The following is a 22,707-nucleotide window of genomic DNA, read 5'->3' as shown; positions in this document are numbered from 1 at the left end:
GAGGCCGAGCGGTGACGTTCCCACGGGATCACCGACCCACCGGCCCTGCTGAGGCCCACGGCGGCTCAGCCGGTCGGGCGGGCCTGAGGCATCCGGCCGGCCAGCCATTCCGCGGCCATCTGCCGCGCACGGTCCACGGGGCTCCCGTTGTCCAGCCCGGGGGAGACCGCCTGCCGCGCCATGCGCGCCAGCGCCCCGTCGTAGAACGAGAGGAGGCCGTCCGCGACCTCGGCGGGGTCCTCGACACCGGCCTCGTCGGCCAGCTGGCGGAGGCGTTCGGCCAGCAGGTCGGAGTCGGCGGCCAGCCACTGCTGACCGGGATGGTCCGGCGGCAGCTCGGTGGCCGCGGCGAGGAACGCGCAGCCGCGCCGGTTGCCCTCGACCTCGCGGTACCGGACGACGGCGTCGAAGACCGACAGCAGCCGGTCCAGGGGGTCGGTCCGCTCGGCGAGCACCTCGTCCCAGACCTCCCGCCAGTGCCGGAAGCGGCGCTCCAGGTACGCCGCCACCAGGCCGTCCTTGCCGGCGAAGTGGGCGTACAGGGTCGCGGGTGACACCCGGGCGCGGGTCAGGACGGCGTCCACCCCGGTCGCGGCGATCCCGGACTCGTAGAACAGCTCGCCGGCGGCATCGAGCAGGCGCTCCCGGGCCGGTCGACTCGCGCGGTCAACACCCATGCGCCTAGCATAACGATCGTTATGCTGAAACGATCGTTTCACTCCGAGCCGGCAGACGACACCGCGCACCGGCGGACACCGCGCACCCTGGTGGCCAGCGGGCTGCTGGTCATCGCGGTGACCTACGGGCTGACCCGGTACGGGTTCGGCCTCTACCTGCCCCAGTTCCGGGCGGACCTCGGGCTCTCCTCCGGCGTCGCCGGCGGCATCGCCGCGAGCAGCTACCTCGCCTACTGCGTCGCGGCGGTCGTGGGGCTGCGGCTGGTCGACCGTGGGCGGGCGCGGGCGGCGCTGTGGGTGGCCGGCCTCAGCGCCGCGGCGGGCTCGCTGGTGGTCGCCGGTGCCTGGGCGACGCCCGTGCTGGCGATCGGTGCGCTCGTCGCCGGCAGCGGCGCAGGTGCCGCGAGCCCGGCCCTGGTGGCCGCGGTGGCCGGCACCGTGCCGCCGTCCACCGAGCCGCGCTCCCAAGCGGTGGTGAACAGCGGCACCGGAGCAGGGGTCCTGCTCGGCGGCCTGGTGGTGCTCGCCTGGCCGGCGGAGTGGCGGTCGGCGTGGCTCGGCTTCGCCGGCAGCGCCCTGCTCCTGACCTGGTGGGCCGACCGGTCCACGAGCTGGGGCTCGTCTCCGGACGACGGGGACCGGCCGGGCACCGGGTTCCGGCCGCGGCGCCTCGCCCCGGCGCTGGCCGCCGCGCTGCTCGCCGGAGCCGGGGCCGCCGGGGTGTGGACGTTCGGCCGGGACGTGATGACCGCCAGCGGGCTGCCCGCCCAGGTCACCGCCCTGCTGTGGTGCCTGTTCGGGGGTGCCGCGCTGCTCGGCGGCCTGAGCGGCAGCCTGGTGCGCACCGCCGGCCTCCCCGTCGCCTGGGTGGCCTCGGTCGGGGTCACCGCCGCGGGCACCGCCCTGCTGGCCTGGCGGCCCGGGAGCGCCGTCGTCGCCGCGGCCGCGCTGGCGCTGTTCGGCAGCGGTTTCGTGGCCGTCAGCGGCGTGCTCATCGCCTGGGGCAGCCGGCTGGCGCCGGAGGCGGGAGCGCAGGCCACGGCCGTGCTGTTCGTCGCGCTGACCATCGGCCAGGCCGCCGGCGCGGTGCTCCTGGGCGTCCTCACCGGTGCCGTGGGCACCTCGGCCGCGTTCGTCACGGCCGCGTGCCTGGTGTCGGCAGCCGCGATCGCCGCGCCCCGCCGGGGGAGGCCCCCGGCGCAGGCAAGGCCGTTGGGCGCGCGCAGCCCCGCCCAGCAGTCCCTGCCCGGGCGGTAGCCGGCGTCCCGAGCGCGGCACGCGCCTGCTCAGCCGGCGAGGTAGCCCGTCTCCGGATCGATGTCGGACAAGAAGTCCGCGATGGCGGCACGCATCTCCGGCTCCGTCATGGCCGACCCGTCCGAGCGGGCCGTGCTGAACCCGTACTGCGGGTCGTGGGGATGGCTGACCCAGGTGAAGTCGTGGACGCCCGGCTCGTCGGGCCGCGATCGGACGACGAAGTCCTGCCCCCCGACATGCAGTCGGCGATCGGCCATGCTCCATGGTGACGAGTTGCCCGGGCGCCGTCCAGCACGGCGCCGCGTCCGACGGCACGGCCGCCACCCCACACCGGAGGCCCGTCCCGGTCGCCGTCGCGCTGCTGGGCCGCCGAGCCCGTCGGCGGGGCATCGGCGGGTCGGTGCTGGCGCCGCTGGAGGAGATCTGGGACCCGGTGGCGAACCGCACCAACATCGAGATCCAGGTGCAGGCCGAACGCGCGGCGCCGGCCCCGGCGCCCGGCGACCGCCCGGTCTGAGGAACGCCCGGCACGACGTCCTCCGGTGGGAGCATGCCGGGATGGCCGACTTGCATGCGCTCCTCGCCGACGCGGCGGCCCGGGCCGCTGACCACCGGGCTTCGGTCGCCGACCGGCCCGTGGTGCCCGCCCCGACGGCGGCCGACGCCGTCCGGGCCGCGCTCGGCTCCCTGCGCGACGAGCCCACCGAGCCGGTCGCCGTGGTCGAGGAGCTGTGCCGGGCCGTGGAGCCAGGACTCGTGGCGACCACCGGACCGCGCTACTTCGGCTTCGTCGTCGGCGGGGCGCTGGACGCGGCGACGGCGGCCGACATGCTCGCCGTCGGCTGGGACCAGCCGGCGTTCAACCCGGTGACCTCACCGGCAGCGGCGGTCGTCGAGGACGTCGCCGGCGGCTGGCTCGCCGAGCTGCTGGGCCTGCCGGCCACCGTGTCGGTCGGGTTCGGGACCGGGGCGCAGGGTGCCAACACCGTGTGCCTGGCCGCCGCCCGGCACCGGGTGCTCGCCGACGCCGGCTGGGACGTCGAACGCGACGGGCTCGCCGGCGCACCCAGGATCCGCGTGGTCGCCGGCGAGGAGCGGCACGTGACCATCGACCGCTCGCTGCGGCTGCTCGGGCTCGGTGCCGCCGCCGTGCAGCCGGTCCCCGCCGACGCCCAGGGCCGGATCGACCCGGACGCCCTGGCCGGGACGCTCGCCGCGCTGCCACCCGGCCCGACGGTGGTCTGCCTGCAGGCCGGGAACGTCAACACCGGTGCCTGCGACGACCTCGCGACCGCGGTCGAGCTGGCCCACCGGCGCGGCGCGTGGGTGCACGTCGACGGCGCCTTCGGGCTGTGGGCGGCGGCCAGCCCCCGCACCCGGCACCTGGTCGCCGGCGTCGAGGGCGCGGACTCCTGGACCACCGACGGGCACAAGTGGCTGAACGTGCCCTACGACAGCGGCTACGCCTTCTGCGCCCACCCGCAGGACCACCGCGCGGCCATGGCGTTCACCGCCGCCTACCTCACCGGGCACGGCGAGGAGGGCCTGCGCGCGCCGTCCGACTTCGTCCCCGAGTCCTCCCGCCGGGCGCGCGGCTTCGCGACCTGGGCGGCGCTGCGCGAGCTCGGCCGCACCGGCGTCACCGACCTGGTCGACCGGTGCTGCGCCCTCGCCCGGCGGTTCGCCGACCGCGCGACGGAGCTGGACGGGGTGACCGTCGCGAACGACGTCGTCCTCAACCAGGTCCTGCTCCGCTTCGGGGACGACGACGCGGCCACCGACGCGGTGGTCGCGGCGGTGCAGCGGTCCGGCGAGTGCTGGATGGGCGGCACCACCTGGCACGGGCAGCGGCTGATGCGGGTGTCGGTGTCGAACTGGTCGACGACCGCGGACGACGTCGACCGGTCCGTCGCGGCGGTGACGGCCGCCTGGACCGCGCTGCGCTGATCCCCTGGCGTGGCGTGCGCGGGGGTCTTGTGATCTCCCGCGCCGCGGGGACACGGTGGACGTGCCCGTCCCCTGACCGGACTTCCCCCGCAGGAGCGACCATGGCCGGAACACCGTCCTCGACCGGGCGCGCCGTGGTGATCGGCGCCAGCGTCGCCGGGCTGCTGGCCGCCCGGGTCCTCGCCGACCACGTCGAGCAGGTCGTCGTCGTGGAGCGCGACGTCCTGCCGGCCGGTGCGGAGCACCGCCGCGGTGTGCCGCAGGACCGGCTGCTCCACGTGCTGCTGGCGCGCGGCCGCGCCGTCGCCGACGACCTCCTCCCGGGCTTCAGCGCCGAACTGGAAGCCGCCGGCGGCGTGCCGGTGCGGGTCCCGCGGGACCAGCTGCTGCTCGGCTCGGCCGGCTGGATGGACCGGAGGCCGGTGGCCTGGGAGGTGGTGTCGTCCACCCGGCCGCTGATGGAGGCCGTGCTGCGCCGCCGGGTGCTCGAGCTCCCCGGGGTGACCGTCCTGCAGGGCTCCGAGGCCGCGGCGCTGACCACCTCGCCGGACGCCCGGTCGGTGACCGGGGTGACCGTGCGCCGGGTCGACGACGGCGGCACGACGGACCTGGCAGCCGACCTGGTGGTCGACGCCGCGGGCCGGGGGTCGCGCGCCCCGGCTTGGCTGGCCGAGCTGGGGTACCCGGCGCCGGTCCTCGAGCAGGTCGACCCGAAGGTCGCCTACGCCGCCCGGCTGTTCCGCATCCCGGACGGCTTCGACGCGGACTGGACGGCGGTGATGCTGACCGCCGGCCCGCCCACCAACCCGCGCACCGGCTACCTGTTCCCGGTCGAGGACGGGCAGTGGATCGTCTCGCTGATGGGCGCCGCCGGCGAGCACCCGCCGACGGACGAGGAGGGCTGGTGGGCGTTCGTCCGCCGCCTACGCTCCCCGGTGATCGCCGAGGCGGTCACCGGCGCCGAGCCGACGTCCCCCATCCGGGGGCACCGCGGCACGGCCAACCGGCGGTGGCGCTTCGACCGGATGCCGCGCTGGCCCGAGGGGTTCGTCGTGGTCGGCGACGCGGTCGCCGCCTTCAACCCGGTCTACGGGCAGGGCATGAGCGTGGCCGGGATGGCCGCGGAGGCGCTCGACGCCTGCCTCCGGGCCCACCGGGCGACGCACCACCCCGGGGACCTGGGCGACGGGCTGGCGGCCCGGTTCCAGCGGGCGCAGGCCCGTGCCGACGCCGCCGCCTGGATGATCTCGACCGGGGAGGACCTGCGCTTCCCGACGACGACCGGGATGCCGGTGACCCGGGTGCTGCGGGCGCAGCACCGCTACCTGGACCGCGTGGCCGCCGCCGCCACCACCGATCCCACCGTCACCACGGCGTACGCCCGGGTGCTCGGCATGCTCGACCCGCCGACCGCGCTGTTCCGGCCGCGCGTGCTGGCCGCCGTGCTCCGCGCCGGCGGCGGCGCCGGGGTGGACGCCCCGCCGCCGCCGCGTCCACCCGAGCAGACCCCGGTCGGGGCAGGAGTCGGAAGGGGAGTGCAGTGACCTCCGGCATCGGGACCGACCGGCTGGCCCCGGTGGGCCGGTCGGCGGTGGACGTCGACGGCGTCCGCACGTCGTACCTGCAGGCGGGGCCACCCGAGGCCGAGGAGGCGGTGGTGCTCGTCCACGGCAACCCCGGCCCGGCGGAGGACTGGCGCAGGCTGGTGTCCCGGGTGGGCGCGTTCGCCCGGGCCGTCGCCCCGGACATGCCCGGCTACGGCGAGTCGGACAAGCCCGACCGGTTCGTGTACACCGTGGACGGCTACGCGCGGCACCTCGACGCCCTGCTGGACCGGCTCGCCGTCCGGCGCGCGCACCTGGTGCTGCACGACTTCGGTGGCCCCTGGGGCCTGACCTGGGCCGCCGACCACCCGGACCGCGTCGCGAGCGTGGTGCTCGTGAACGTGGGGGTGCTTCGGGACTACCCCTGGCACTCGCTGGCCCGGATCTGGCGCACCAGCGGCCTGGGCGAGGTGTCCCTGCGCACGACCACGCTCCGCGGCCTGCGGCTGGCCATGCGCCAGGGGAGCCCGCGGGGGCTGCCGCTGGAGGCGCTGGAACGGATGCACCGGGCCTCGCGCGACCCCGCGGCCCGGCGCGCCGTCCTCCGGCTGTACCGGGCCACGGACATGGCCGCGGTCGCCGACGACCTGCACCGCCGGCTGCCGGGGGACCGCTGGCCGGTGCTGGTGGTCTGGGGGGCGCGGGACCCCTACGTCCCGGTGCGCTGGGCGGACCGGCAGCGGGAGACCTTCCCGCGGGCCGAGGTCCGGGTGCTCGCGGACAGCGGGCACTGGCCGATGCTGGACTCGCCGGTGGCGCTCGAGCTGCCGGTGCTGGCCTTCCTGCGGGCGTCGATCGGGGCGGCGTCCGGGACGGCCGTCCCCGGGCCGCGGGACCCGGTGGCCGGGCCGGTCCGGACGACGCCGCGCTGACCCGGCGCCGGGCGGCGCCGGGTCAACGTGCGGCGGTCACGCCTCGGTGTAGCTGACGCTGCCGTCGGCCGCCACGTCGGCGGTCACGTCCAGCGTGTCGGCGGGGTCGTCGACGTTGGTCACCGTGCACGGCACCGAGGTGGGCATGTCCTGGACCAGCACCCGGTGCTCGCCGTTGTCGCAGACCGTGGACACGGTCAGGCCGTAGTCGGCGGCCACCAGCTCGGCGACGGCCTGCTCCACCTTCCCCACGAGCACGATCTCGTCGTCCAGCTCGAACTGCACGGTGCCCTCGTCGTCGGTCTGCCGGACGCTGTAGGTGACCGGCTGGCCGTCGATCCGGGCGGTGCAGGAGAACCCGGTGCCGGTTGCGATCTCGACGTCGTCGGGACAGCTCACGTCGGTGGCCGGGACGCCGATCTGGGTCTGGGTGTCCGCCGCGATCCGGTCGGCCACCTCAGCGGTGTCCAGCATCGGCGTGCCGAACAGCACGAGCGCGCCGCCGGCCAGGCCGAGGGTGGCCAGGCCGCCGGTGACCGCGGCGATCAGGCCGGTGCGGCGCCGGCGGCCGGGCGGCGGGGCCGGCGCGAAGGCGGCCGGCGCGGGGTGGGTCGGCGCGGGGTGGGTCGGCGCGGGGTAGGCCGGCGGGGCGTAGGTCGGGGGCAGCTGCTGGGTCATGGTGGGCTCCTCGGGTCGGGGTGTCACCGACACGGTGGACGGGAGCGCTTGAAGTCCACTGAGAGCCGACTTGAGCCCGGGTTGAGCCCGGGCCGGGCTCAGTCCTCCGCGAGCCAGATCGCGGTGTCCGCGGGCAGTGCCACGCTGCCGGCCGACCGCCGCACGCCGGTCGTCGACGCCAGCAGCACCGTGCCGCGGGTGCGCACCAGCGCCGTCCCCGAGCCCATGTTGACCACGCACCGGACGGCGGACCCGTCCGCCGCGGTGCACCGCACGGTGAGCACGTCGCCGCGCCGGCTCACGGTCGCGTCGCCGGACCCGAGGGCCGGGTGGGCGTCGCGCAGGGCCAGCGCCCGCCGGTACAGGGTGAGCACCGAGCCGCCGTCCCGCGCCTGGCGGGAGACCGCGTACCGGTCCCAGTCGGCGGGGATCGGCAGCCACGGGCTCGCCGCGTCGTCGGGGGAGAAGCCCACCCCCCGGTCGGCGTTCCACGGCATCGGCACCCGGCAGCCGTCCCGGCCGGAGCGGGCGCCGCCGCTGCGGAAGAAGATCGGGTCGAGCTTCGCCTCGTCCGGCACCTCCGCCTGCGGCAGGCCGAGCTCGTCGCCGGCGTACAGGTAGGCCGAGCCGGGCAGGGCCAGGACGAGCAGCGCGGCCGCGCGGGACCGGGCGGTGCCGACCGCGCCCCCGCCGAACCGGGTGACCTGCCGGTCCTTGTCGTGGTTGCCCAGCACCCAGGAGACGGGCGCGCCGACCGCGCCGAACGCGTCCAGCGCCGTCCGCACGCCGTCGGCGAACGCCTCCGCCGACCACGGCGACTTCAGCAGCCGGAACGAGAACGACTGGTGCATCTCGTCCGGGCGCGAGTACAGCGCCACCTGCTCCAGGTCGGCCAGGCAGACCTCGCCGACCAGCATGGTGCCGGGGTACTCGTCGCAGATCGACCGCCAGCGGCGCCAGACGTCGTGCACCTCGGGCTGGTTCCAGGTCATCGCCTGCTCCGGCCCGTGGCCGAACAGGGTGGGGGCGTAGGCGCCCGGGTTGTCCCGCAGCCCGGCGTCCTTGAACAGGCCGTAGGCCACGTCCACCCGGAAGCCGCTCACCCCGCGGTCCAGCCAGAAGCGCAGCGTCCGCTCGAAGTCGGCGGCGACGGCGGGGTCCCGCCAGTTCAGGTCGGGCTGCTCGGGGGCGAACAGGTGCAGGTACCAGCGGCCGTCCGGGGCCCGGGACCACGCCGGGCCGCCGAACAGCGACTGCCAGTTGTTCGGCGGCTCCTCCGACGGCGGGGCGAAGTGGTAGCGGGCGGCCTCGGGGGAGCCGGGATCGGCCAGCGCGGCCTGGAACCAGGGGTGGCGGTCGGAGGTGTGGTTGGGGACGACGTCCAGCACGACCCGCAGCCCCAGCCGGCGGGCGTCGTCCACCAGCGCCTCGAGGTCGGCGACGTCGCCGTAGTCCGGGTCGACCGCCCGGTAGTCGGTGATGTCGTAGCCGCCGTCCGCGCCGCCGGACGGGTAGTGCGGGTTGATCCACAGCGCGTCGACGCCCAGCCAGGACAGGTACGGCAGCCGGGAGCGCAGGCCGGCCAGGTCCCCGATGCCGTCGCCGTTGCCGTCGGCGAAGGAGCGCAGGTAGACCTGGTAGACCACGGCACTGCGCCACCAGGGGGCGTCGTCGGTGACCTGCGGGTCCGGAGAGGTCCGCACCGTTGCGAGCCGGGTTGCCATGCGGAGTAGATCGGCAGTCGGCGTCCCTGGTCGTGTGCCGTGGATCACGAACCGCGGCTCGCGTGTTCGGCGACAGTCGCCAACCTGACACGGGTCGATCGCCTCCCGCACGACGACGGCCGGACCCCGGTGGGGTCCGGCCGTCGGAGCCTGCGGTCAGACGGAGACGGAGACGGTGCGGTCGGCGGCCGGGGCCGGGACGGCGGTGGCCGAGAAGCCCTTGACCACCAGCCAGACGCCGAGGGAGAGCTCCCAGGTCGCGATCGGCAGGGCCAGGCCCATCGCCAGGGGCGACACCTGCTCCCAGAGGCCGAACACCGTCGCCGTCGAGGAGGCCAGCAGCAGCGGCGCACCGACCAGCCCGATCAGCGGGAGGACCCGGGGCACCAGGCCGGACCGGTACAGCACCGAGCCCAGCAGCAGCGCGTTGAAGGCCGGCATGAAGCCCGGGCCGAACACGAACGTCCAGTCGTGGACGGCGACGAGCGACTGCCCGGCGACCACCAGCGCCGCGGCGTCCGCGCCGGCCGCCTCCTGCCGCAGAGTCACGACCGCGCACAGGGCGATCACGCCGACCATGATCGTCGCCCCCTCGATGACCCGGGTGGTGACGAACCCCAGCGCCGCGCCCTCGCTGTACCGCCGCAACACCCGGTACAGCACCACGGCGGTGGCGATGCCGGTCAGGGCGGTGACCACGTCGAGGAGCCCGGACATCAGCACCGCGGTGACCGGCCCCGAGCCCAGGACCCACTCCGGGTCGGACAGCACCGGGCTCCTGAGCACGAGGGCGGGGATGGAGGCGGCGAAGGTGAGCAGGTAGAACACGCCCGCCCAGAACGCGGTCCTCCGCATCGGGTCGATCGGCGCCCTGGTCGTTCCTGCGGTGCTGGTCATGTCGGTCTCCTCTGGACGGGTCGCGTCGGGGCGGGGGATCAGGGGTCGGCTGCGGGTGACCGGGAGGACCGAGACCAGCGGCAGGCCGAGGTCGCGCACCCGTCGCAGCAGGCCGTGCAGCGCGGCCTGGTCGGTCACCGGGCCGGTGAGGACGGTCGTGCCGTCGCTCTCGGTGGTGAGGCTCATCCCGTCGAACCAGGCGGCCCAGCGGTGGTCGAGGTGCCCGGTGAGGCGGATCTCGTACTGCTCGCTCATCGGTGCTCCTCCGCCGTCGGCCGCCGCGGCGGTCGTTCTCCGGTACGCCCGAAAGCTAGGAGCGGAGGTGGTGAGCGGGGATCACCACGTCTGGTGATCCGGGTGGTGAACCGGGCCGCGCCCGGGGCGGCTACCGGTCGCGGACGGCGGAGGGCGGAGAGCGGTGGCCGGGGTCGCGCGCGGTCAGGCCGAGCTCCGCGGCCCGCCGGACGGCCGCCCGGCGGTTGTTCACGCCGAGCTTGGCGTAGACGGCCTTGGTGTGCGTCCGCACGGTGTTGAGGGACACGAACAGCTCGCGGGCGATGCCGGGGCCGTCCAGGTCCGAGGCGAGCAGGCGCAGCACGTCCAGCTCCCGGCTGCTCAGCGGGTCGACCAGGCCGGGCCGGGCGGGCCGGACGGACCCGGTGCCGTCGAGGGCGGCCAGGACCCGGCGGGCGTGCGCGCGGACGTCGCCCCGGTCGGCGACCGACCTCAGCAGCGCGGCCAGGGGGCGGCCCTCGTCGGCGAACAGCCGGACGAAGCCCTCCGGCTCGGCCAGGGACAGCGCGCGGCGCAGCGGGGCCGGCGCGGCGGGGGAGGCGCCGCGCGCCTGCGCGAGGAGCGTCTGCAGCACCAGCACCTCGATCACGCTGCCCGTCCGCTGCCCCTCCTCGGCCGCGCGCAGGAGGCGGTCCAGCAGCCGGGCCACCCCCGCGAGGTCGCGTTCCGCGTCGGGCCGGGCCAACAGCACCCGGACGAGCGTGAGGTGCTCGAACTCGCGCAGGTAGCCGGGGTCGTCGTCGACGGACAGCCCCCGCTGCCGCGCCCAGCCCAGCGCCCACCCCAGGTTCCCCCGGGCCACCTCCACCCGGGCCCGGACCGCCGCGACCGGCCGCACGTCGGGGAAGAAGTCGCCGGCGTAGCAGCGTTCCGCCTCCTCCAGCAGCTCGACGGCGCCCGCGAGGTCCCCGTCGGCCTGCCGGAGCCGGGCCGCCGCGACCCGCGACCGGTACCGGTGCTGCGGCAGGCCGACGTGCTCGCCCAGCTCGGCGCTGGTCTCCAGGTGCCGCCGCGCGGCGGCCCGGTCGTCGCGCTCGCGGAGCACCTCGCTCAGCCCGACGTGCATGTCCGCCGCTCCGCGCAGCGCCGGCCCGCCCGCGCTCGTCGACAGCCGCAGGCCGTGCTCGTAGGTGTCCACCGCGTCGGAGAGCCGGCCCTGCGCGAGCCGGATGTCGGCCAGGGCGATCGCGCAGCCGAGCACGTCGGAGAGGTGCCCCGCACGCTCCAGCTCCGCCGCTCCCGCGGCGTACCAGCGGTGCGCCGCATCGAGGTCCCCGGTCCGCCAGTACGCCAGGGCCAGCAGCGCGGACGCCGCTCCCCGCCCGACCGCGTCGTCCTCCCCGGCGAGCTCGAGCGCCCGCCGGGCATGGGCCATGGTGCCCGCCACGTCCTCGCGCACGAGGGCCTGACCGGCGCGGTACACGGCGATCGCGCTCGGCAGGGCGCGGAACGCCGCCTCGTCCACGACGACCATCTCTGGGTCCCCGCCGGCCGCCAGCCAGCGCTCGGCGTCCCGCAGGCGGGCCTCCACCCCGGCGACCTCGCCCCGCACCATCAGCGCGCTGGCGTACCCGACGCTCAGCACCGGCCGGGCCCGGACCACCTCGTCGGGCAGGGCCGCCAGCCAGCGGGACAGCGTGACCTCCTGCCGGCTGCGGCGCAGCGCGGGGAGCGCGAGCTCCACGAGGTCCGCCGCCCGCGCGACGTCCCCCGCCGCCAGCGCGTGGGAGACCGCCTCGGCCCGGTCGCCGGCCCGCTCGAACCAGTCGGCGGCGCGCCGGTGCAGCGCGGGGACGGCGTCGGGCTGCTCGTCGCGCAGGTGCGCCTGCAGGACGTCGGCGAACAGGTGGTGGTAGCGGTACCACCGGCGGCGGTCGTCGAGCGGGACCAGGAACAGGTTGCCGCGGTCCAGCGCCTCCAGCGTGGCCCGGCCGCCGTCCTGGCCGGTGACGGCGTCGCAGAGCGGGCCGGTGAGCCGGCCCAGCACCGAGGTCCGCAGCAGGAACTCCCGGACGGGCGCGGGCTGGCGCTGCAGCACCTCCTCGGCCAGGTAGTCCAGGACGTAGCGGTCGTCCCCGGCGAAGCCCGCGATGAAGCCGGCGACGTCGTCCCGGCCCTGCAGCGACAGCGCCGCCAGCTGCAGCGCGGCGATCCACCCCTCGGTCCGCTCCTCCAGCGCGGCGACGTCGGCGGCCGTCAGCACCGGTCCCAGCACCTCGCCGAGGTAGGCCGCGGCCTCCTCGGGGGTGAACCGCAGGTCGGCGGCGCGGAGCTCGACGAGCTCGCCGCGGACCCGCCACCGCGCCAGCGGCAGCGCCGGGTCGGCGCGGGTGGCGATGACCAGGTGCAGCCGCGGCGGCAGGTGCTCGAGCAGGAAGGTCATGCCCTCCTCGATCGGGGCGGCCTCGATGACGTGGAAGTCGTCGAGCACGAGGACGACGTCGTCCGGAACGGCGCCGAGGTCGTTGAGCACCGTGGCGAGGACCGCCTCGACCGGCGGCTCCGCCGACTGCAGGAGCGCGAGCGCGCGTGCGCCGACCCCGGGCACGGCGGCGTCCAGCGCGGTGACGAGGTAGGTCCAGAACAGCACGGGGTCGTCGTCCCGGGCGTCCAGCGACAGCCACGCCGTGGACCGCCCCCCGGGGGCGGTGGCCAGCCAGTCGGTGAGCAGGGTCGTCTTGCCGAACCCGGCCGGGGCCGAGAGCAGGGTCAGGGCCGCGTCCCGGCTGCGGCCCAGGCGCTCGACCAGCCGCCGGCGCGCCACCCAGCCGGGCCGGCGGCGGGGGACGTGCAGCTTGGTCGCGAGCAGCGGGCCAGCCATGGAGGACCTCCGCTCAGCAGGAGGAGCCCGGCTCGCCGGTCCCGGGGCCGGGGTGCTCCGACGGTAGAGGGCGGCCGCTGCCGGCGGCGGGTTCCCCGTCGCCGGCGGCGGACGCGTCCGCAGGACGGAGGGGCGTCGCCAGGAGGAACAGCGCCCCGATCCCCACGAGCAGCCAGAGGCTGGCCAGCCGGTAGACCACCGCGGCGGGCACCGCCGAGCTGGCGGGCAGGCCTGCGGCCACCAGCGCGGAGGCCAGCGCCGCCTCGACCACGCCGATCCCGGCGGGGCTGACCCGGCTGGCCGACGCCAGCGCCCCGGCCGCCCACACCAGCAGCAGCGCCTGCCAGGGGACGGCGGCGCCCACCGCCGTGATCGCCAGCGCCAGGGTCGCCGCGTCCAGCAGCCAGTTGAGCAGCGACCACCCGCCGGCCCCGGCCGCGCCCGCCACGCCGAGCCGGAAGGAGCCCAGCGACACCAGCAGCCCGTCGACCCGGCTGCGCACCTCCGCCCCGCGCAGGGCGGGCACCCACCGGGCGAGCACCCGGACCGTCGTGTGCAGCAGGCGGAGCAGCAGGTCGCGGGTCCGCCCGTGCCGGAGGGCGAGCACCAGCACCACGACCGGCACCACCGCGGCCGCGGTGGCCACGAAGGCGCCGACCGCCCCGGCCACCGAGCCGGTGACCGCCGAGCCGACGGCGAGCACCGCGGCCAGGCTCACCGTGGACGCCACCCCGGAGACGGTCAGCACCCAGCCGACCAGGGCCCGGCCGTTGCCGAGGTCGCGCAGCCGCCGGTAGGTGTAGGCAGCGCCGGCGGCCGCGCCGGCCACCGGCACCCCGACCGACAGCGCGTTGCCGACGTAGGCGGCCGAGGTGAGGGCCGGCAGCGGGGCGCGGCCCCCGCCCACCCGCAACAGCACCTGCTGCTGCAGCACCAGGCACTGCATGGACGCGAGCTGGACGACGGCGGCCAGCGCCAGCCACCGCCAGCGGACCCCGAGGAGGGTGTCCCACCACTCTGCGAGCCGGTGCCGGGCGAGGACCGCGGCGACGAGGAGGGCGCCGGCGGCGACGGCTGCGACCAGCGGGCGGACCCAGCGCCGTCGCTGACCCGGCGAGGAGACCTCTGGTGCCGTCTCCCGGATGGTCCTGGCGCGCCGCACCCGACCATCGTCCCCGAGACGCGGGAGCGGCTGCGGCGGGAGGATGGCCGGCATGGACGTCGAGTCAGGCCTCGAGCCGAACCTGGACCAGTTCCTGCTCGCCCGGATCGCCGAGGACAAGCGGATCGCCACCGACGCGGCGGGCGCGATCGGGCGCGGGGACTGGACCCCCGCGGACGTGCCCGAGGAGAGCGGACTGGCCGGCGCCGCCGAGCTCGTCGCCCGGTACGACCCCGCCCGGGTGCTCGCCGAGTGCGCGGCGAAGCGGAAGCTCGTGATGGCCTGCCGGGACGCCCGGCCCGACCTGGCCTTCCTCGGCACCCGGCCCCGCGGCATGGCCGACTTCCCGCTGTCACCCAGCGGACCGCACCAGCTGGCCGCCTTCACCCTGGCCGTCCTGGCGATGCCCTACGCCGGCCACCCGGACTACCGCGACGAGTGGCGCCCCTGACGGTGCGGCGCCGCCCGCCCCTCGTTGCAGCTCCCGGGCGACCCCGTTGAGATCACGTGACGGTCCCGCGACCAGCGCGGTGTCGACCGTGCAGCGGGGCGCCCCGACCGGCACCCTCCGGCCATCGAGTGGTGGGGGCGGGCCCCCGCCGGACCCTGGAGGTCTCCGTGGCCGATGTCCTGCTCCGCCCGGCAGCCCGGTCGGCCAGCGCGCTCGCGAGGATGGCGCAGTGCCCCTCCTGTGCGGCACGGCAGGTCGACGACCGCCCCGGCGAGTTCGACCCCCGTGACTGGTGGGCGGCGCTGGTCTGCCGGGTCTGCGGTCACCAGTGGTCGGTCTGCTGCTGAGCCGTTCCAGGACCGGGCCCGACCCGACTCCGGGGAGTCAACCGGTGGCCGCGGCGAGCGCCTCGCGGACCTCCTCGTCCGTCGTGGCCCGGAAGTCGTCGTACGCCTGGCCCACCGCGACGAGGTCCGGCGGCGCCCACAGGCAGACGACGTCGTCCACCTCGGCGGCGATCCGCGCGCACACGGTCGGCGCGGCCACGGGCACGGCCACGGTGAGCCGCGCCGGTGCCTGCCGGCGGACGGCAGCGAGCGCGGCGCGCATGGTGGACCCGGTGGCCAGGCCGTCGTCGACCACGACGACCGGACGCCCGGCCAGGCGGGTGGGCGGCCGGCCCTGCCGGTACGCCGCCTCCCGGCGGTGCAGCTCGGCGGTCTCCCGCGCCCGCGCCCGGTCGAAGGCGTCCTCGCCGAGCTGCAGGCGCCCGAGGACGTGCTCGTCGCGGACCGTCTCGATCTCCTCGTCGACCGCGGCGATGGCACCCATCGCGAGCTCCGGCTGCCAGGGCACGCCGACCTTGCGGACGACGACGACGTCCAGCGTCCCGGCCAGGGCCCGGGCCACCTCCGCGGCGACCACCACCCCGCCCCGCGGGAGCCCGAGGACGACGAGCTCCGGGGCGGCGTGCCCGGCGAGCGCTGCCGCCAGGGCGCGGCCTGCCTCGGTCCGGTCGGCGAACGGCGCGGTGCTCGCGGACATCGGGACCTCCTGGCGGCGGCTGCCCCCGTGCGGACCCCCGGCTCCTACCCGGTCCGGGGCTGACCGACCGCCCGCCGGGGTACGGACCGGGCAGCCTGGAGGTGATCCGCGATGCCGGCCGACCACCGCACCGTCCGGCTCCCCGCCGGAACGGTGGAGCTCACCGGTGACCTCACCGTGCCGCGGCAGGCCGCGGGCACGGTGCTCTTCGCGCACGGCAGCGGCAGCAGCCGGCACAGCCCGCGCAACCAGCGGGTCGCCGCGGCCCTGCAGCAGGCCGGGTTCGGAACGCTCCTGCTGGACCTGCTGACCGCCGACGAGGAACGGATCGACGAGCGCACCCGGGAGCTCCGCTTCGACATCCCGCTGCTGGCCGGGCGGCTGACCGCCGCCGCCGACTGGCTCGGTGCCGAGGAGGCGGCCGGGCTGCCGCTGGCCGCCTTCGGCGCCAGCACCGGTGCCGCCGCCGCCCTCATCACCGCCGCCGACCGGCCGGACGTCGTCCGCGCGGTCGTCTCCCGCGGCGGCCGGCCGGACCTCGCCGGGGAGGCGCTGGCCCGGGTGCGGGCGCCGGCCCTGCTGCTCGTGGGCGGCGCCGACGAGCAGGTGCTCGCCCTCAACCGGGCTTCGGCCGCCCGGCTGCCCGGCGTGTCCGAGGTGAGCGTGGTGCCCGGCGCCACCCATCTCTTCCCGGAGCCCGGCGCGCTCGAGCAGGTGGTCGAGCAGACGATCGCCTGGCTGCGCCGCTGGCTGCCGCCGCCGGCCGGCTGACCCGGTGGTTGCGACCGGCCGGCGCGGGGAACCCGGCGGCTCGTGATCACCCGCATCGGACTGGTCGGCGCCGGGTTCATCGGCGGTCGGCACCTGGACTCGCTGACCGCCCAGGACGGCGTCGCCGTCGTCGGGATCGCCGATCCGCAGGTGGAGCGGGCGCGCCGGCTCGCCGACCGGGCCGGCGCCCGGGCGTACGCCGGCTGGGAGGAGCTGCTGGACGGCGAGGAGCTCGACGCGCTCTACGTCTGCGTCCCGCCGCACCGGCACGGCGCGGTGGAGGAGGCCGCGATCGACCGTGGGCTGCCGCTGTTCGTGGAGAAGCCGCTGTCGGCCGACCTGGCCACCGCCGAGCGGCTCGCGATGCGGATCGAACGGACGGGGCTGCTGACCGCCGTGGGCTACCACTGGCGCTACCTCGACACCCTCGAGCAGGCCCGCGACCTGCTGGCCGGCACCCCGGCGCGGCTCCTGCGCGCGGCCTGGCTGGACAAGGCCCCCCGGGTCGACTGGTGGGCCCGCCAGGAGCAGTCGGGCGGGCAGACCGTCGAGCAGGCGACCCACCTGTTCGACGTGGCCCGGGTGCTGGTCGGCGAGCCGACCGGCGGGTCCGCGGTCGGATCCCGGTCCCCGGACGGCCCCGGCGACATCCACGACGTCAGCACCGCCACGCTGCGGTTCGCCTCCGGCGCGGTCGGGACGTTCTCCGTCAGCTGCCTGCTGCCGCGCAGCTACCGGATCGGGGTGGAGCTGGTCGCGCCCGGGCTGGGGCTCTGGCTCACCGAGCACGAGCTGGTCGTCTCCGACCGGGACGGCGAGCGCACCGTCCACCGGCGGGTCGACCCGATCGAGGCGGAGGACCGGGCGTTCGTGGCCGCCGTCCGCGGCGAGGGGGACGACGTCCGCGCCCCCTACGCCGAGGCGCTGCGCACCCACCGGCTGGTCACCGCGGTGGCGGCGGCCGCCGGGGGCAACGGGGTCGTCGACGTCCCGGCTCCGGCGGTGGCCCGATGAGCGACCGCGCGGTGCGCACGATCGGGGTCGCCGGTCCCGGGCGTCCGGCGATGCTCGACGACGTCGAGCCGGAGCCGGGACCGGGCCAGGCGTGGGTGCACACCCTCTGGAGCGGCGTCAGCGCCGGCACCGAGGTGGCCCTGGTCCGGGGCACGGACCCGCACCACCGGATCGGCTGGGACGCCGAGCGGCGCTCCTTCGACGCGGGCGGTCCGCCGGCCGGCTACCCGGTGCTCGGGCTGGGCTACATGGAGGTCGGGCGGGTCACCGAGAGCCGGACCGACCAGCTGGCCGGGGGTCAGCTGGTCGCCATGGCCTACGGGCACCGCACCGGCCGGTGCGCCGACCCGGCGCAGCGCCCGGTCATCCCGGTCCCCGACGACCTCGACCCGCTGCTGGGCGTCTACCTGGCCCAGATGGGCCCCATCTGCGTCAACGGGCTGCTGCACGCGGCGGCCACGCTCGCCGGACCGGGCGCGCCGCTGGACGCCGGGGTGCGCGGCCGGCGGGTGCTGGTGACCGGTGCCGGGGTCATCGGGCTGCTCACCGCGCTTCTGGCGGTCCGGCACGGCGCGGCCGAGGTGCTGGTGGCAGAGCCGTCCGCCGAGCGCCGGGCGGTCGCCGGGGCGCTGGGCCTGGACACGGTGGACGACGCCGGCGAGGCCTGGCGCACGGTCAAGGAGCGCTGGCGCAACGGGCCGGGGGACCACGGCGCCGACGTCGTCCTCCAGTGCCGCGGGCACGACGCCGCCCTGGCCACCGCGCTCAAGGCGCTGCGCCCGCAGGGCGTCGTCGTCGACCTGGGCTTCTACCAGGCCGGCGCCGAGCAGGTCCGGCTCGGCGAGGAGTTCCACCACAACGGGCTCAGCGTCGTGTGCGCGCAGATCTCCCGGGTGCCGCGGGGCATGGCCGACGCCTGGCCGCGGACGGCGCTGGCCGCGGTCACCCTGGACCTGCTGCGGGAGCGGGGGGACGACGTCCGCCGGCACCTGGTCACCGACGTCCTGCCGTTCGAGGACGGGCCGGCGCTGCTGGCCGACCTGGCCGGCCGCCGGCTGCCCAGCCCGCCGCTGCAGGCGGTGCTCCGCTTCGACGGGCCCCGCTGACGTGCGCGTCCTGCTGGTCGGCAACCACTGGACCGACGGGCCGGGCGGCGCGGAGACGGTGCTCGCGCTCACCGCGGACCTGCTGCGCCGCGCAGGTCACGAGGTGGTCCCGTTCGCGGTGGCCGAGGACCGCACCCTGCCCACCCCGGTGCGTGACCGGCTGCCGGTCGCCGCGGGCAGCGGCGCGCGCACCCGGTTCGGCGAGGCCTGGGCCGGCACCTGGTCGGCGCGCGCCTACCGGGCGCTGGCCCGGGTCGTCGACGAGGTCCGGCCGGACGTCGCGCACGTCCACCACGTGTTCGAGCGGCTGACGACCTCGGTGCTCGACGCGCTGCGCCGACGCGGCGTGCCCACGGTGATGACGCTGCACGACTACAAGCCGGTCTGCCCCAACTACCGGCTCTTCACCGATGGGGCACCCTGCACGCGCTGCCTGTCCGGGCACTACGTCGAGGTCGTGCGGCACCGCTGCCTGGAGGGCTCGCGCTGGCGCTCGGTCGCGGCGGCCGCCGACGCCTACGTCTCGCGGGCCCGCGGGGTCTACGACCGGGTCGACCTCTTCGTCGCCCCGAGCGCCTTCCTGCGGGACCGGGTCGTCGCCGGCGGCCTGCCCGCCGACCGGGTACGGGTGCTGCCCAACCCGGTGCCCGCCGCCGATGAGCCGCGGCGGGCGCGGGAGGAACCCCCGTACGTGCTCTACGCGAGCAGGCTGGTCCCGGAGAAGGGGGTCGGCACGCTGCTGGACACCGCCGCCCGGCTGCCCGACGGGGTCCGGCTGCGGATCGCCGGCTCCGGGCGGATGGAGCGGCAGGTCCGCGCGCGGGTGGCCGCGCAGGACCTGCCGGTGGACGTGCTGGGGCCCCGACCGGCGGCGGAGGTCACGGCGCTGCTGCGCGGCGCGGCGGTCGCGGTGCTGCCGGCGCTGTGGTGGGAGAACTGCCCGATGGCCGTGCTGGAGGCGGCCGCCCAGGGCGTGCCGGTGGTGGCCTCCGCGGTCGGCGGCATCCCGGAGCTGGTGGACGACGGCGCCACCGGCCTGCTCGCGCCGCCCGGGGACCCGGCTGCCCTCGCCGCGGCGCTGACCCGGTTGCTGGACGACCCCGCGGACGCCGCCGCGATCGGCCGGGCGGGCTGGGCGCGGGTGCGCGAGCGGCACGACCCCGCCGGCCACGTCGCCGCCCTCCTGGACCTCTACGCCACCGCCGCCCGCTGACCAGCGGCCGAAGTCGCCACCACGGTCGCCCGGGGAGCGGCCGAAGTCGCGCCTATGGCCGCTGGCGGGTGAGGGAGCGGAAGAGGTCGACCAGGCGGTCGGCGTGCGCGTCGAAGGTGTGCCGCTCCCGGACCGCCAGCGCCGCGGCGGCGCCGTGGCGCCCGGCGAGCTCCTCGGCCAGCACCGCGGCCACGTCGTCGGGATCCCGGTAGAACAGGCCGGTGCCCTCGGCGCGCAGCACCCGCTCGACGCTGACCAGCGAGCCGGGGTTGGCCTGCTGCAGCAGGGGCAGGCCGGCGGCCAGCAGCACCGGCAGCCGAGCGGGGGAGTTGAGGTCGTCCCAGGTGGCCCGCCGCAGCTCGCCGCCGTTGGAACTGGAGAACCGGTGCAGCCAGCCGGCGTCGTACCGGGACAGCTCCGGCACCCAGTCCTCCGGGCCCACGGCCGGGTGCAGGTGCACGTACCCGGGTGCGGCGGACAGCGCCTCGTCCAGCCAGGTCGTCCAGGCGCCCTTCGGGCCCGGGGCGCGCACCTGGCCGTACAGGTGGGTGTGGACCCCGCGCCGGGCCAGCCCGACCACCCACGAGGCGTCGAGCCCGGCCGGGCGGCCGAGGACGACGGTGTGCGGCTCCCCGTCGGTGTCGGACAGCTTCGGGCTCCGCGGGGCGTCCAGCCACTCGCGCTTGGGCAGGTCGCCGTCCAGCACGCCGAGCCGGGCGGGGTCCACGCGGCCTCGCAGCGCGGTGGCGAACCAGTCGCGCTCCTCGTCGGTGGCGAGCAGGCAGGCGTCGGCCCGGACGACGAGGTCGGCGAGCAGCGGCCACTCGCCGCGGACGGTGCTGCGCTGCGGCGCCTCCTTGAAGTGCCACACGAACGGCACGCCGGGGAACGCTTCCCGCACCGCGTGCGCGAAGGGGACGGCGCGCCAGTTCAGCTGCGCCCACACGACGTCCGGAACCAGCTCCCGCACCGCCTCGCGCCACCGGGTCCGGTCCAGGTCCGGGACGTGCCCGAAGGGGAGCGGGCCCACCGTGGCGTCGCCCAGCCCGTCGGGGGACCACAGCCCGGTCAGCCGGTGGCCGCGCTCGCGAAGCGCGAGCACCCGCTCCGGGTTGAACGCCAGCTCGCCGACCAGCAGCACGTTGAGCCCGTCCGGCGTCGTGGGGTACCGGGCCGCCCGGAACCGGGCGTAGCGGGCGACCTCGTCGACCTCCCCGCTGTCGGTCGAGGCGAACCGCAGCGGCCCGGCCACCCGGTACCGGCTCCGGAAGACGTTGAGGCCGCCGTCGGAGGACTCGCGGATGGCCCGGGACCGCTGCCCGGGGTGCCGGGTCCAGGCGCACGTCACCACCCCGGTCCCGGCGGTCCGGCCGACGACCGCGAGCCGGGACCAGAACAGCCGGTCCAGGTCGTCGCTCTCCAGCTCGGCTCGCTCGGTCCACCGGTGCACGGTGCGGCGGTGCGCGACCTGGACGAGCTGCGCGTAGGCGGTCCCGGCCGGATCGGCCAGCCCGGTCCGGGCGAGCACGACCCCCGGGTCGTCGAGGCAGCCGAGCAGCCGGGACAGGTGGTCGGCGAACCAGACGTCGTCGGCGGGCAGGTACGCGACCACCGGCGTGGTCGTCGCGTCCAGCCCGGCGTTCAGCGTCGCCCCGAGTCCGCGGTTGTCCGCCGAGCGCACCAGGCGGAGACGGTCGTCGGCCATCGCCCGCACGGCCGCGGCGACCGCGTCGGGGTCGGGTGACCCGTCGTCGACGACCACTGCCTCCCAGTCGGTCACCGACTGGGCCAGCAGGCCGTCCAGCGCCCGCGGCAGGAACGCAGCCTGGTCGTGGACCGGGACGAGGGCGGCGACCCGCGCCGTCCTCATGCCGCGGTGATGCGCACGGCGTCCCGGTCCTGGACCTGCCGGTACACGTCCGCGATCCGGGCGGCCAGGGACGCCCAGGAGTAGTCGCGCGACAGCGCCCGCGCCCCGGCGGCCAGCCGGGAGCGCAGCTCCGGGTCGGCTACCAGCCGGTCCAGCGCGCCGGCCAGCGCCGCGACGTCGCCGGGCGGGACCAGCAGGCCGGTCTCGCCGTCGCGCACGACCTCGGGGATCCCGCCGACGTCGCTGGCGACCACCGGCAGCCCGGCGACCATCGCCTCGACCAGCACCGAGCCCATCTCCTCGTACGCCGACGGCAGCACCAGCACGTCCAGGGACGCCAGCACGCCGGGGACGACGGAGTGCTCGACGAACCCCCGGGAGGTGATCCGCTCGGCCGCTGGACTGCGCTGCACCAGCCGTTCCACCCGGGCCCGCTCGGGACCGTCGCCGACGATGACCAGGTGGGCCGGCTCGCGCATCCGCCCGAACGCCTGGACCAGCAGGTCGGCGCGCTTCTGCGGCGCGAGCCGGCCCACGTAGCCGATCCGGGGGCGGCCCGCGGCCGGGAACACGTCGTCCCGTTCCGTCTCGAACAGCGACGGTTCGAACCCGGAGGGGATCGTGTGCACCCGGCCCGGGTCGACCCCGTCGTCCCGGAGGGCTGCCGCGGCGCGCGCGGTGAGCACGACCACCGCGTCGGCCCGGCGCAGCGTGCTGCGTTCCACACGGCCGCCGAGGGAGCGCAGCAACCGGTCCCGCGGCGCGTTCCCGCGGAGCGTGTGCCCGACGCTGCAGTGCACGGTGACGACGAGCGGGCAGTGGTGCCGGCGGGCGGCCAGCCGGGCCAGGAGGAGGGTCGCGAGGTCCTCGCCCTGGTGGGCGTGGACGACGTCCACCGGTGCGCCGGGCCGGAGCACGGACGGCAGCGACGCCAGCGCCCACAGCTGGCGGAACCGGCGCAGGGGCAGTCCCGACCGGCGGACCCGGGCGCGCCGGCCGAGGGACTGGGTGCCCGGTTCGGCGGCGAGCCGGGAGGTGAGGACCGTCTGCCGGTGCCCCTGGACGTCGAGGGCGCGGGTCAGCGCGGCCGTGTGGTTCTGCATGCCGCCGATCGGGTCGAACCGGGCGGCCCGGGGATCGAGCCCGCCCGCCGGCCACGTCGCGGTGTGCGCCGGCTCGAAGACGCTGCACAGCCGCAGCACGTGCACTCCCGCGGGGTCCCAGCGTGGCACGCGCGCACCTCTTCCTCGCAGCGGAACGGCAGTACAGCAGAACGTCCTCCCCGGCGGGGAGCGCGGCAGGATG

The 22,707-nt window shown here is 77.0% G+C and carries 20 protein-coding genes; 10 read left to right on the top strand and 10 right to left on the bottom strand.

Translation table 11 applies throughout. The features are described from left to right. Positions 1-65: 65 nt before the first annotated feature. Positions 66-677 (bottom strand): TetR/AcrR family transcriptional regulator, encoded by a 612-nt coding sequence (locus HL189_RS20930; protein ID WP_369135666.1) that lies wholly within the window; start codon positions 675-677, stop codon positions 66-68. Positions 678-698: 21 nt separating this feature from the next. On the opposite strand from HL189_RS20930, the gene HL189_RS20925 reads away from it, so the two are divergent. Beyond that, positions 699-1,934: an MFS transporter gene (locus HL189_RS20925; RefSeq protein WP_369135665.1), complete on the top strand. Its 1,236-nt coding sequence runs from the start codon at positions 699-701 to the stop codon at positions 1,932-1,934. Positions 1,935-1,963: 29 nt separating this feature from the next. On the opposite strand, the gene HL189_RS20920 is transcribed toward HL189_RS20925, so the two are convergent. Then, complete coding sequence (locus HL189_RS20920) at positions 1,964-2,191, bottom strand: hypothetical protein (protein WP_369135664.1); 228 nt, start codon at positions 2,189-2,191, stop codon at positions 1,964-1,966. A gap of 5 nt (positions 2,192-2,196) precedes the next feature. Here HL189_RS20920 and HL189_RS20915 point away from each other — a divergent pair, with 5 nt between their 5' ends. The 4 genes from HL189_RS20915 (at position 2,197) to HL189_RS20900 (ending at position 6,357) form a co-directional block, all read left to right on the top strand. Beyond that, the gene (locus HL189_RS20915; protein WP_369135663.1) at positions 2,197-2,451 is read left to right on the top strand and encodes a hypothetical protein; all 255 of its coding nucleotides are present in this window, start codon (positions 2,197-2,199) and stop codon (positions 2,449-2,451) included. A gap of 41 nt (positions 2,452-2,492) precedes the next feature. Beyond that, entirely contained in the window at positions 2,493-3,881 is a 1,389-nt protein-coding gene (locus tag HL189_RS20910; protein WP_369135662.1) for an aspartate aminotransferase family protein, read from the top strand. Between the two features lie 101 nt (positions 3,882-3,982). Beyond that, positions 3,983-5,425, top strand: coding sequence for an NAD(P)/FAD-dependent oxidoreductase (locus tag HL189_RS20905; RefSeq protein WP_369135661.1), 1,443 nt, complete (start codon positions 3,983-3,985; stop codon positions 5,423-5,425). Next, positions 5,422-6,357, top strand: a complete 936-nt coding sequence (locus HL189_RS20900) for an alpha/beta fold hydrolase (RefSeq protein ID WP_369135660.1) — start codon at positions 5,422-5,424, stop codon at positions 6,355-6,357. The genes HL189_RS20905 and HL189_RS20900 overlap by 4 nt, the downstream gene beginning before the upstream one ends. Positions 6,358-6,393: 36 nt before the next feature. Here HL189_RS20900 and HL189_RS20895 read toward each other — a convergent pair whose 3' ends face one another. From HL189_RS20895 to HL189_RS20875, 5 genes are all read right to left on the bottom strand, one after another. Beyond that, on the bottom strand, positions 6,394-7,035 hold the full coding sequence (locus tag HL189_RS20895) for a DUF4333 domain-containing protein (RefSeq protein ID WP_369135659.1): 642 nt from the start codon (positions 7,033-7,035) through the stop codon (positions 6,394-6,396). 98 nt (positions 7,036-7,133) lie between these two features. Continuing rightward, complete coding sequence (locus tag HL189_RS20890) at positions 7,134-8,759, bottom strand: glycoside hydrolase family 13 protein (protein WP_369135658.1); 1,626 nt, start codon at positions 8,757-8,759, stop codon at positions 7,134-7,136. A 156-nt stretch (positions 8,760-8,915) separates the two neighbouring features. Continuing rightward, positions 8,916-9,911, bottom strand: coding sequence for a DUF4386 domain-containing protein (locus tag HL189_RS20885; protein ID WP_369135657.1), 996 nt, complete (start codon positions 9,909-9,911; stop codon positions 8,916-8,918). A gap of 130 nt (positions 9,912-10,041) precedes the next feature. Further along, on the bottom strand, positions 10,042-12,771 hold the full coding sequence (locus tag HL189_RS20880) for a LuxR C-terminal-related transcriptional regulator (protein WP_369135656.1): 2,730 nt from the start codon (positions 12,769-12,771) through the stop codon (positions 10,042-10,044). A 13-nt stretch (positions 12,772-12,784) separates the two neighbouring features. Then, positions 12,785-13,933 (bottom strand): YbhN family protein, encoded by a 1,149-nt coding sequence (locus HL189_RS20875; RefSeq protein WP_369135655.1) that lies wholly within the window; start codon positions 13,931-13,933, stop codon positions 12,785-12,787. Positions 13,934-13,985: 52 nt separating this feature from the next. On the opposite strand from HL189_RS20875, the gene HL189_RS20870 reads away from it, so the two are divergent. After that, positions 13,986-14,384, top strand: a complete 399-nt coding sequence (locus HL189_RS20870; protein ID WP_369135654.1) for a DUF6221 family protein — start codon at positions 13,986-13,988, stop codon at positions 14,382-14,384. 384 nt (positions 14,385-14,768) lie between these two features. Here the strand turns inward: HL189_RS20870 and HL189_RS20865 are convergent, their stop codons facing one another. Further along, positions 14,769-15,428, bottom strand: a complete 660-nt coding sequence (locus HL189_RS20865; protein ID WP_369135653.1) for a phosphoribosyltransferase — start codon at positions 15,426-15,428, stop codon at positions 14,769-14,771. A gap of 111 nt (positions 15,429-15,539) precedes the next feature. On the opposite strand from HL189_RS20865, the gene HL189_RS20860 reads away from it, so the two are divergent. The 4 genes from HL189_RS20860 to HL189_RS20845 are packed head-to-tail and all read left to right on the top strand — an operon-like array spanning position 15,540 to position 19,532. After that, complete coding sequence (locus HL189_RS20860; RefSeq protein ID WP_369135652.1) at positions 15,540-16,199, top strand: dienelactone hydrolase family protein; 660 nt, start codon at positions 15,540-15,542, stop codon at positions 16,197-16,199. Positions 16,200-16,241: 42 nt separating this feature from the next. Further along, on the top strand, positions 16,242-17,213 hold the full coding sequence (locus HL189_RS20855) for a Gfo/Idh/MocA family protein (RefSeq protein ID WP_369135651.1): 972 nt from the start codon (positions 16,242-16,244) through the stop codon (positions 17,211-17,213). Continuing rightward, positions 17,210-18,319 carry a zinc-binding alcohol dehydrogenase gene (locus HL189_RS20850; protein ID WP_369135650.1) on the top strand — a complete coding sequence of 370 codons (1,110 nt, stop codon included), beginning with the start codon at positions 17,210-17,212 and terminating at the stop codon, positions 18,317-18,319. Before HL189_RS20855 ends, HL189_RS20850 begins: the two co-directional genes overlap by 4 nt. 1 nt (position 18,320) lies before the next feature. After that, entirely contained in the window at positions 18,321-19,532 is a 1,212-nt protein-coding gene (locus HL189_RS20845) for a glycosyltransferase (RefSeq protein WP_369135649.1), read from the top strand. A gap of 52 nt (positions 19,533-19,584) precedes the next feature. Here HL189_RS20845 and HL189_RS20840 read toward each other — a convergent pair whose 3' ends face one another. Both HL189_RS20840 and HL189_RS20835 read right to left on the bottom strand, forming a co-directional pair. Next, positions 19,585-21,402 (bottom strand): glycosyltransferase, encoded by a 1,818-nt coding sequence (locus HL189_RS20840; RefSeq protein WP_369135648.1) that lies wholly within the window; start codon positions 21,400-21,402, stop codon positions 19,585-19,587. Next, positions 21,399-22,634 carry a glycosyltransferase family 4 protein gene (locus HL189_RS20835; protein WP_369135647.1) on the bottom strand — a complete coding sequence of 412 codons (1,236 nt, stop codon included), beginning with the start codon at positions 22,632-22,634 and terminating at the stop codon, positions 21,399-21,401. Before HL189_RS20835 ends, HL189_RS20840 begins: the two co-directional genes overlap by 4 nt. Between the last annotated feature and the right edge of the window lie 73 nt (positions 22,635-22,707).

It is taken from the genome of Modestobacter sp. I12A-02662, from assembly GCF_041028325.1.
Taxonomy (GTDB): Bacteria; Actinomycetota; Actinomycetes; order Mycobacteriales; family Geodermatophilaceae; genus Modestobacter.
Note: the sequence above shows the minus strand (reverse complement) of the source record. Positions and strands in the feature narration are given on the sequence as shown.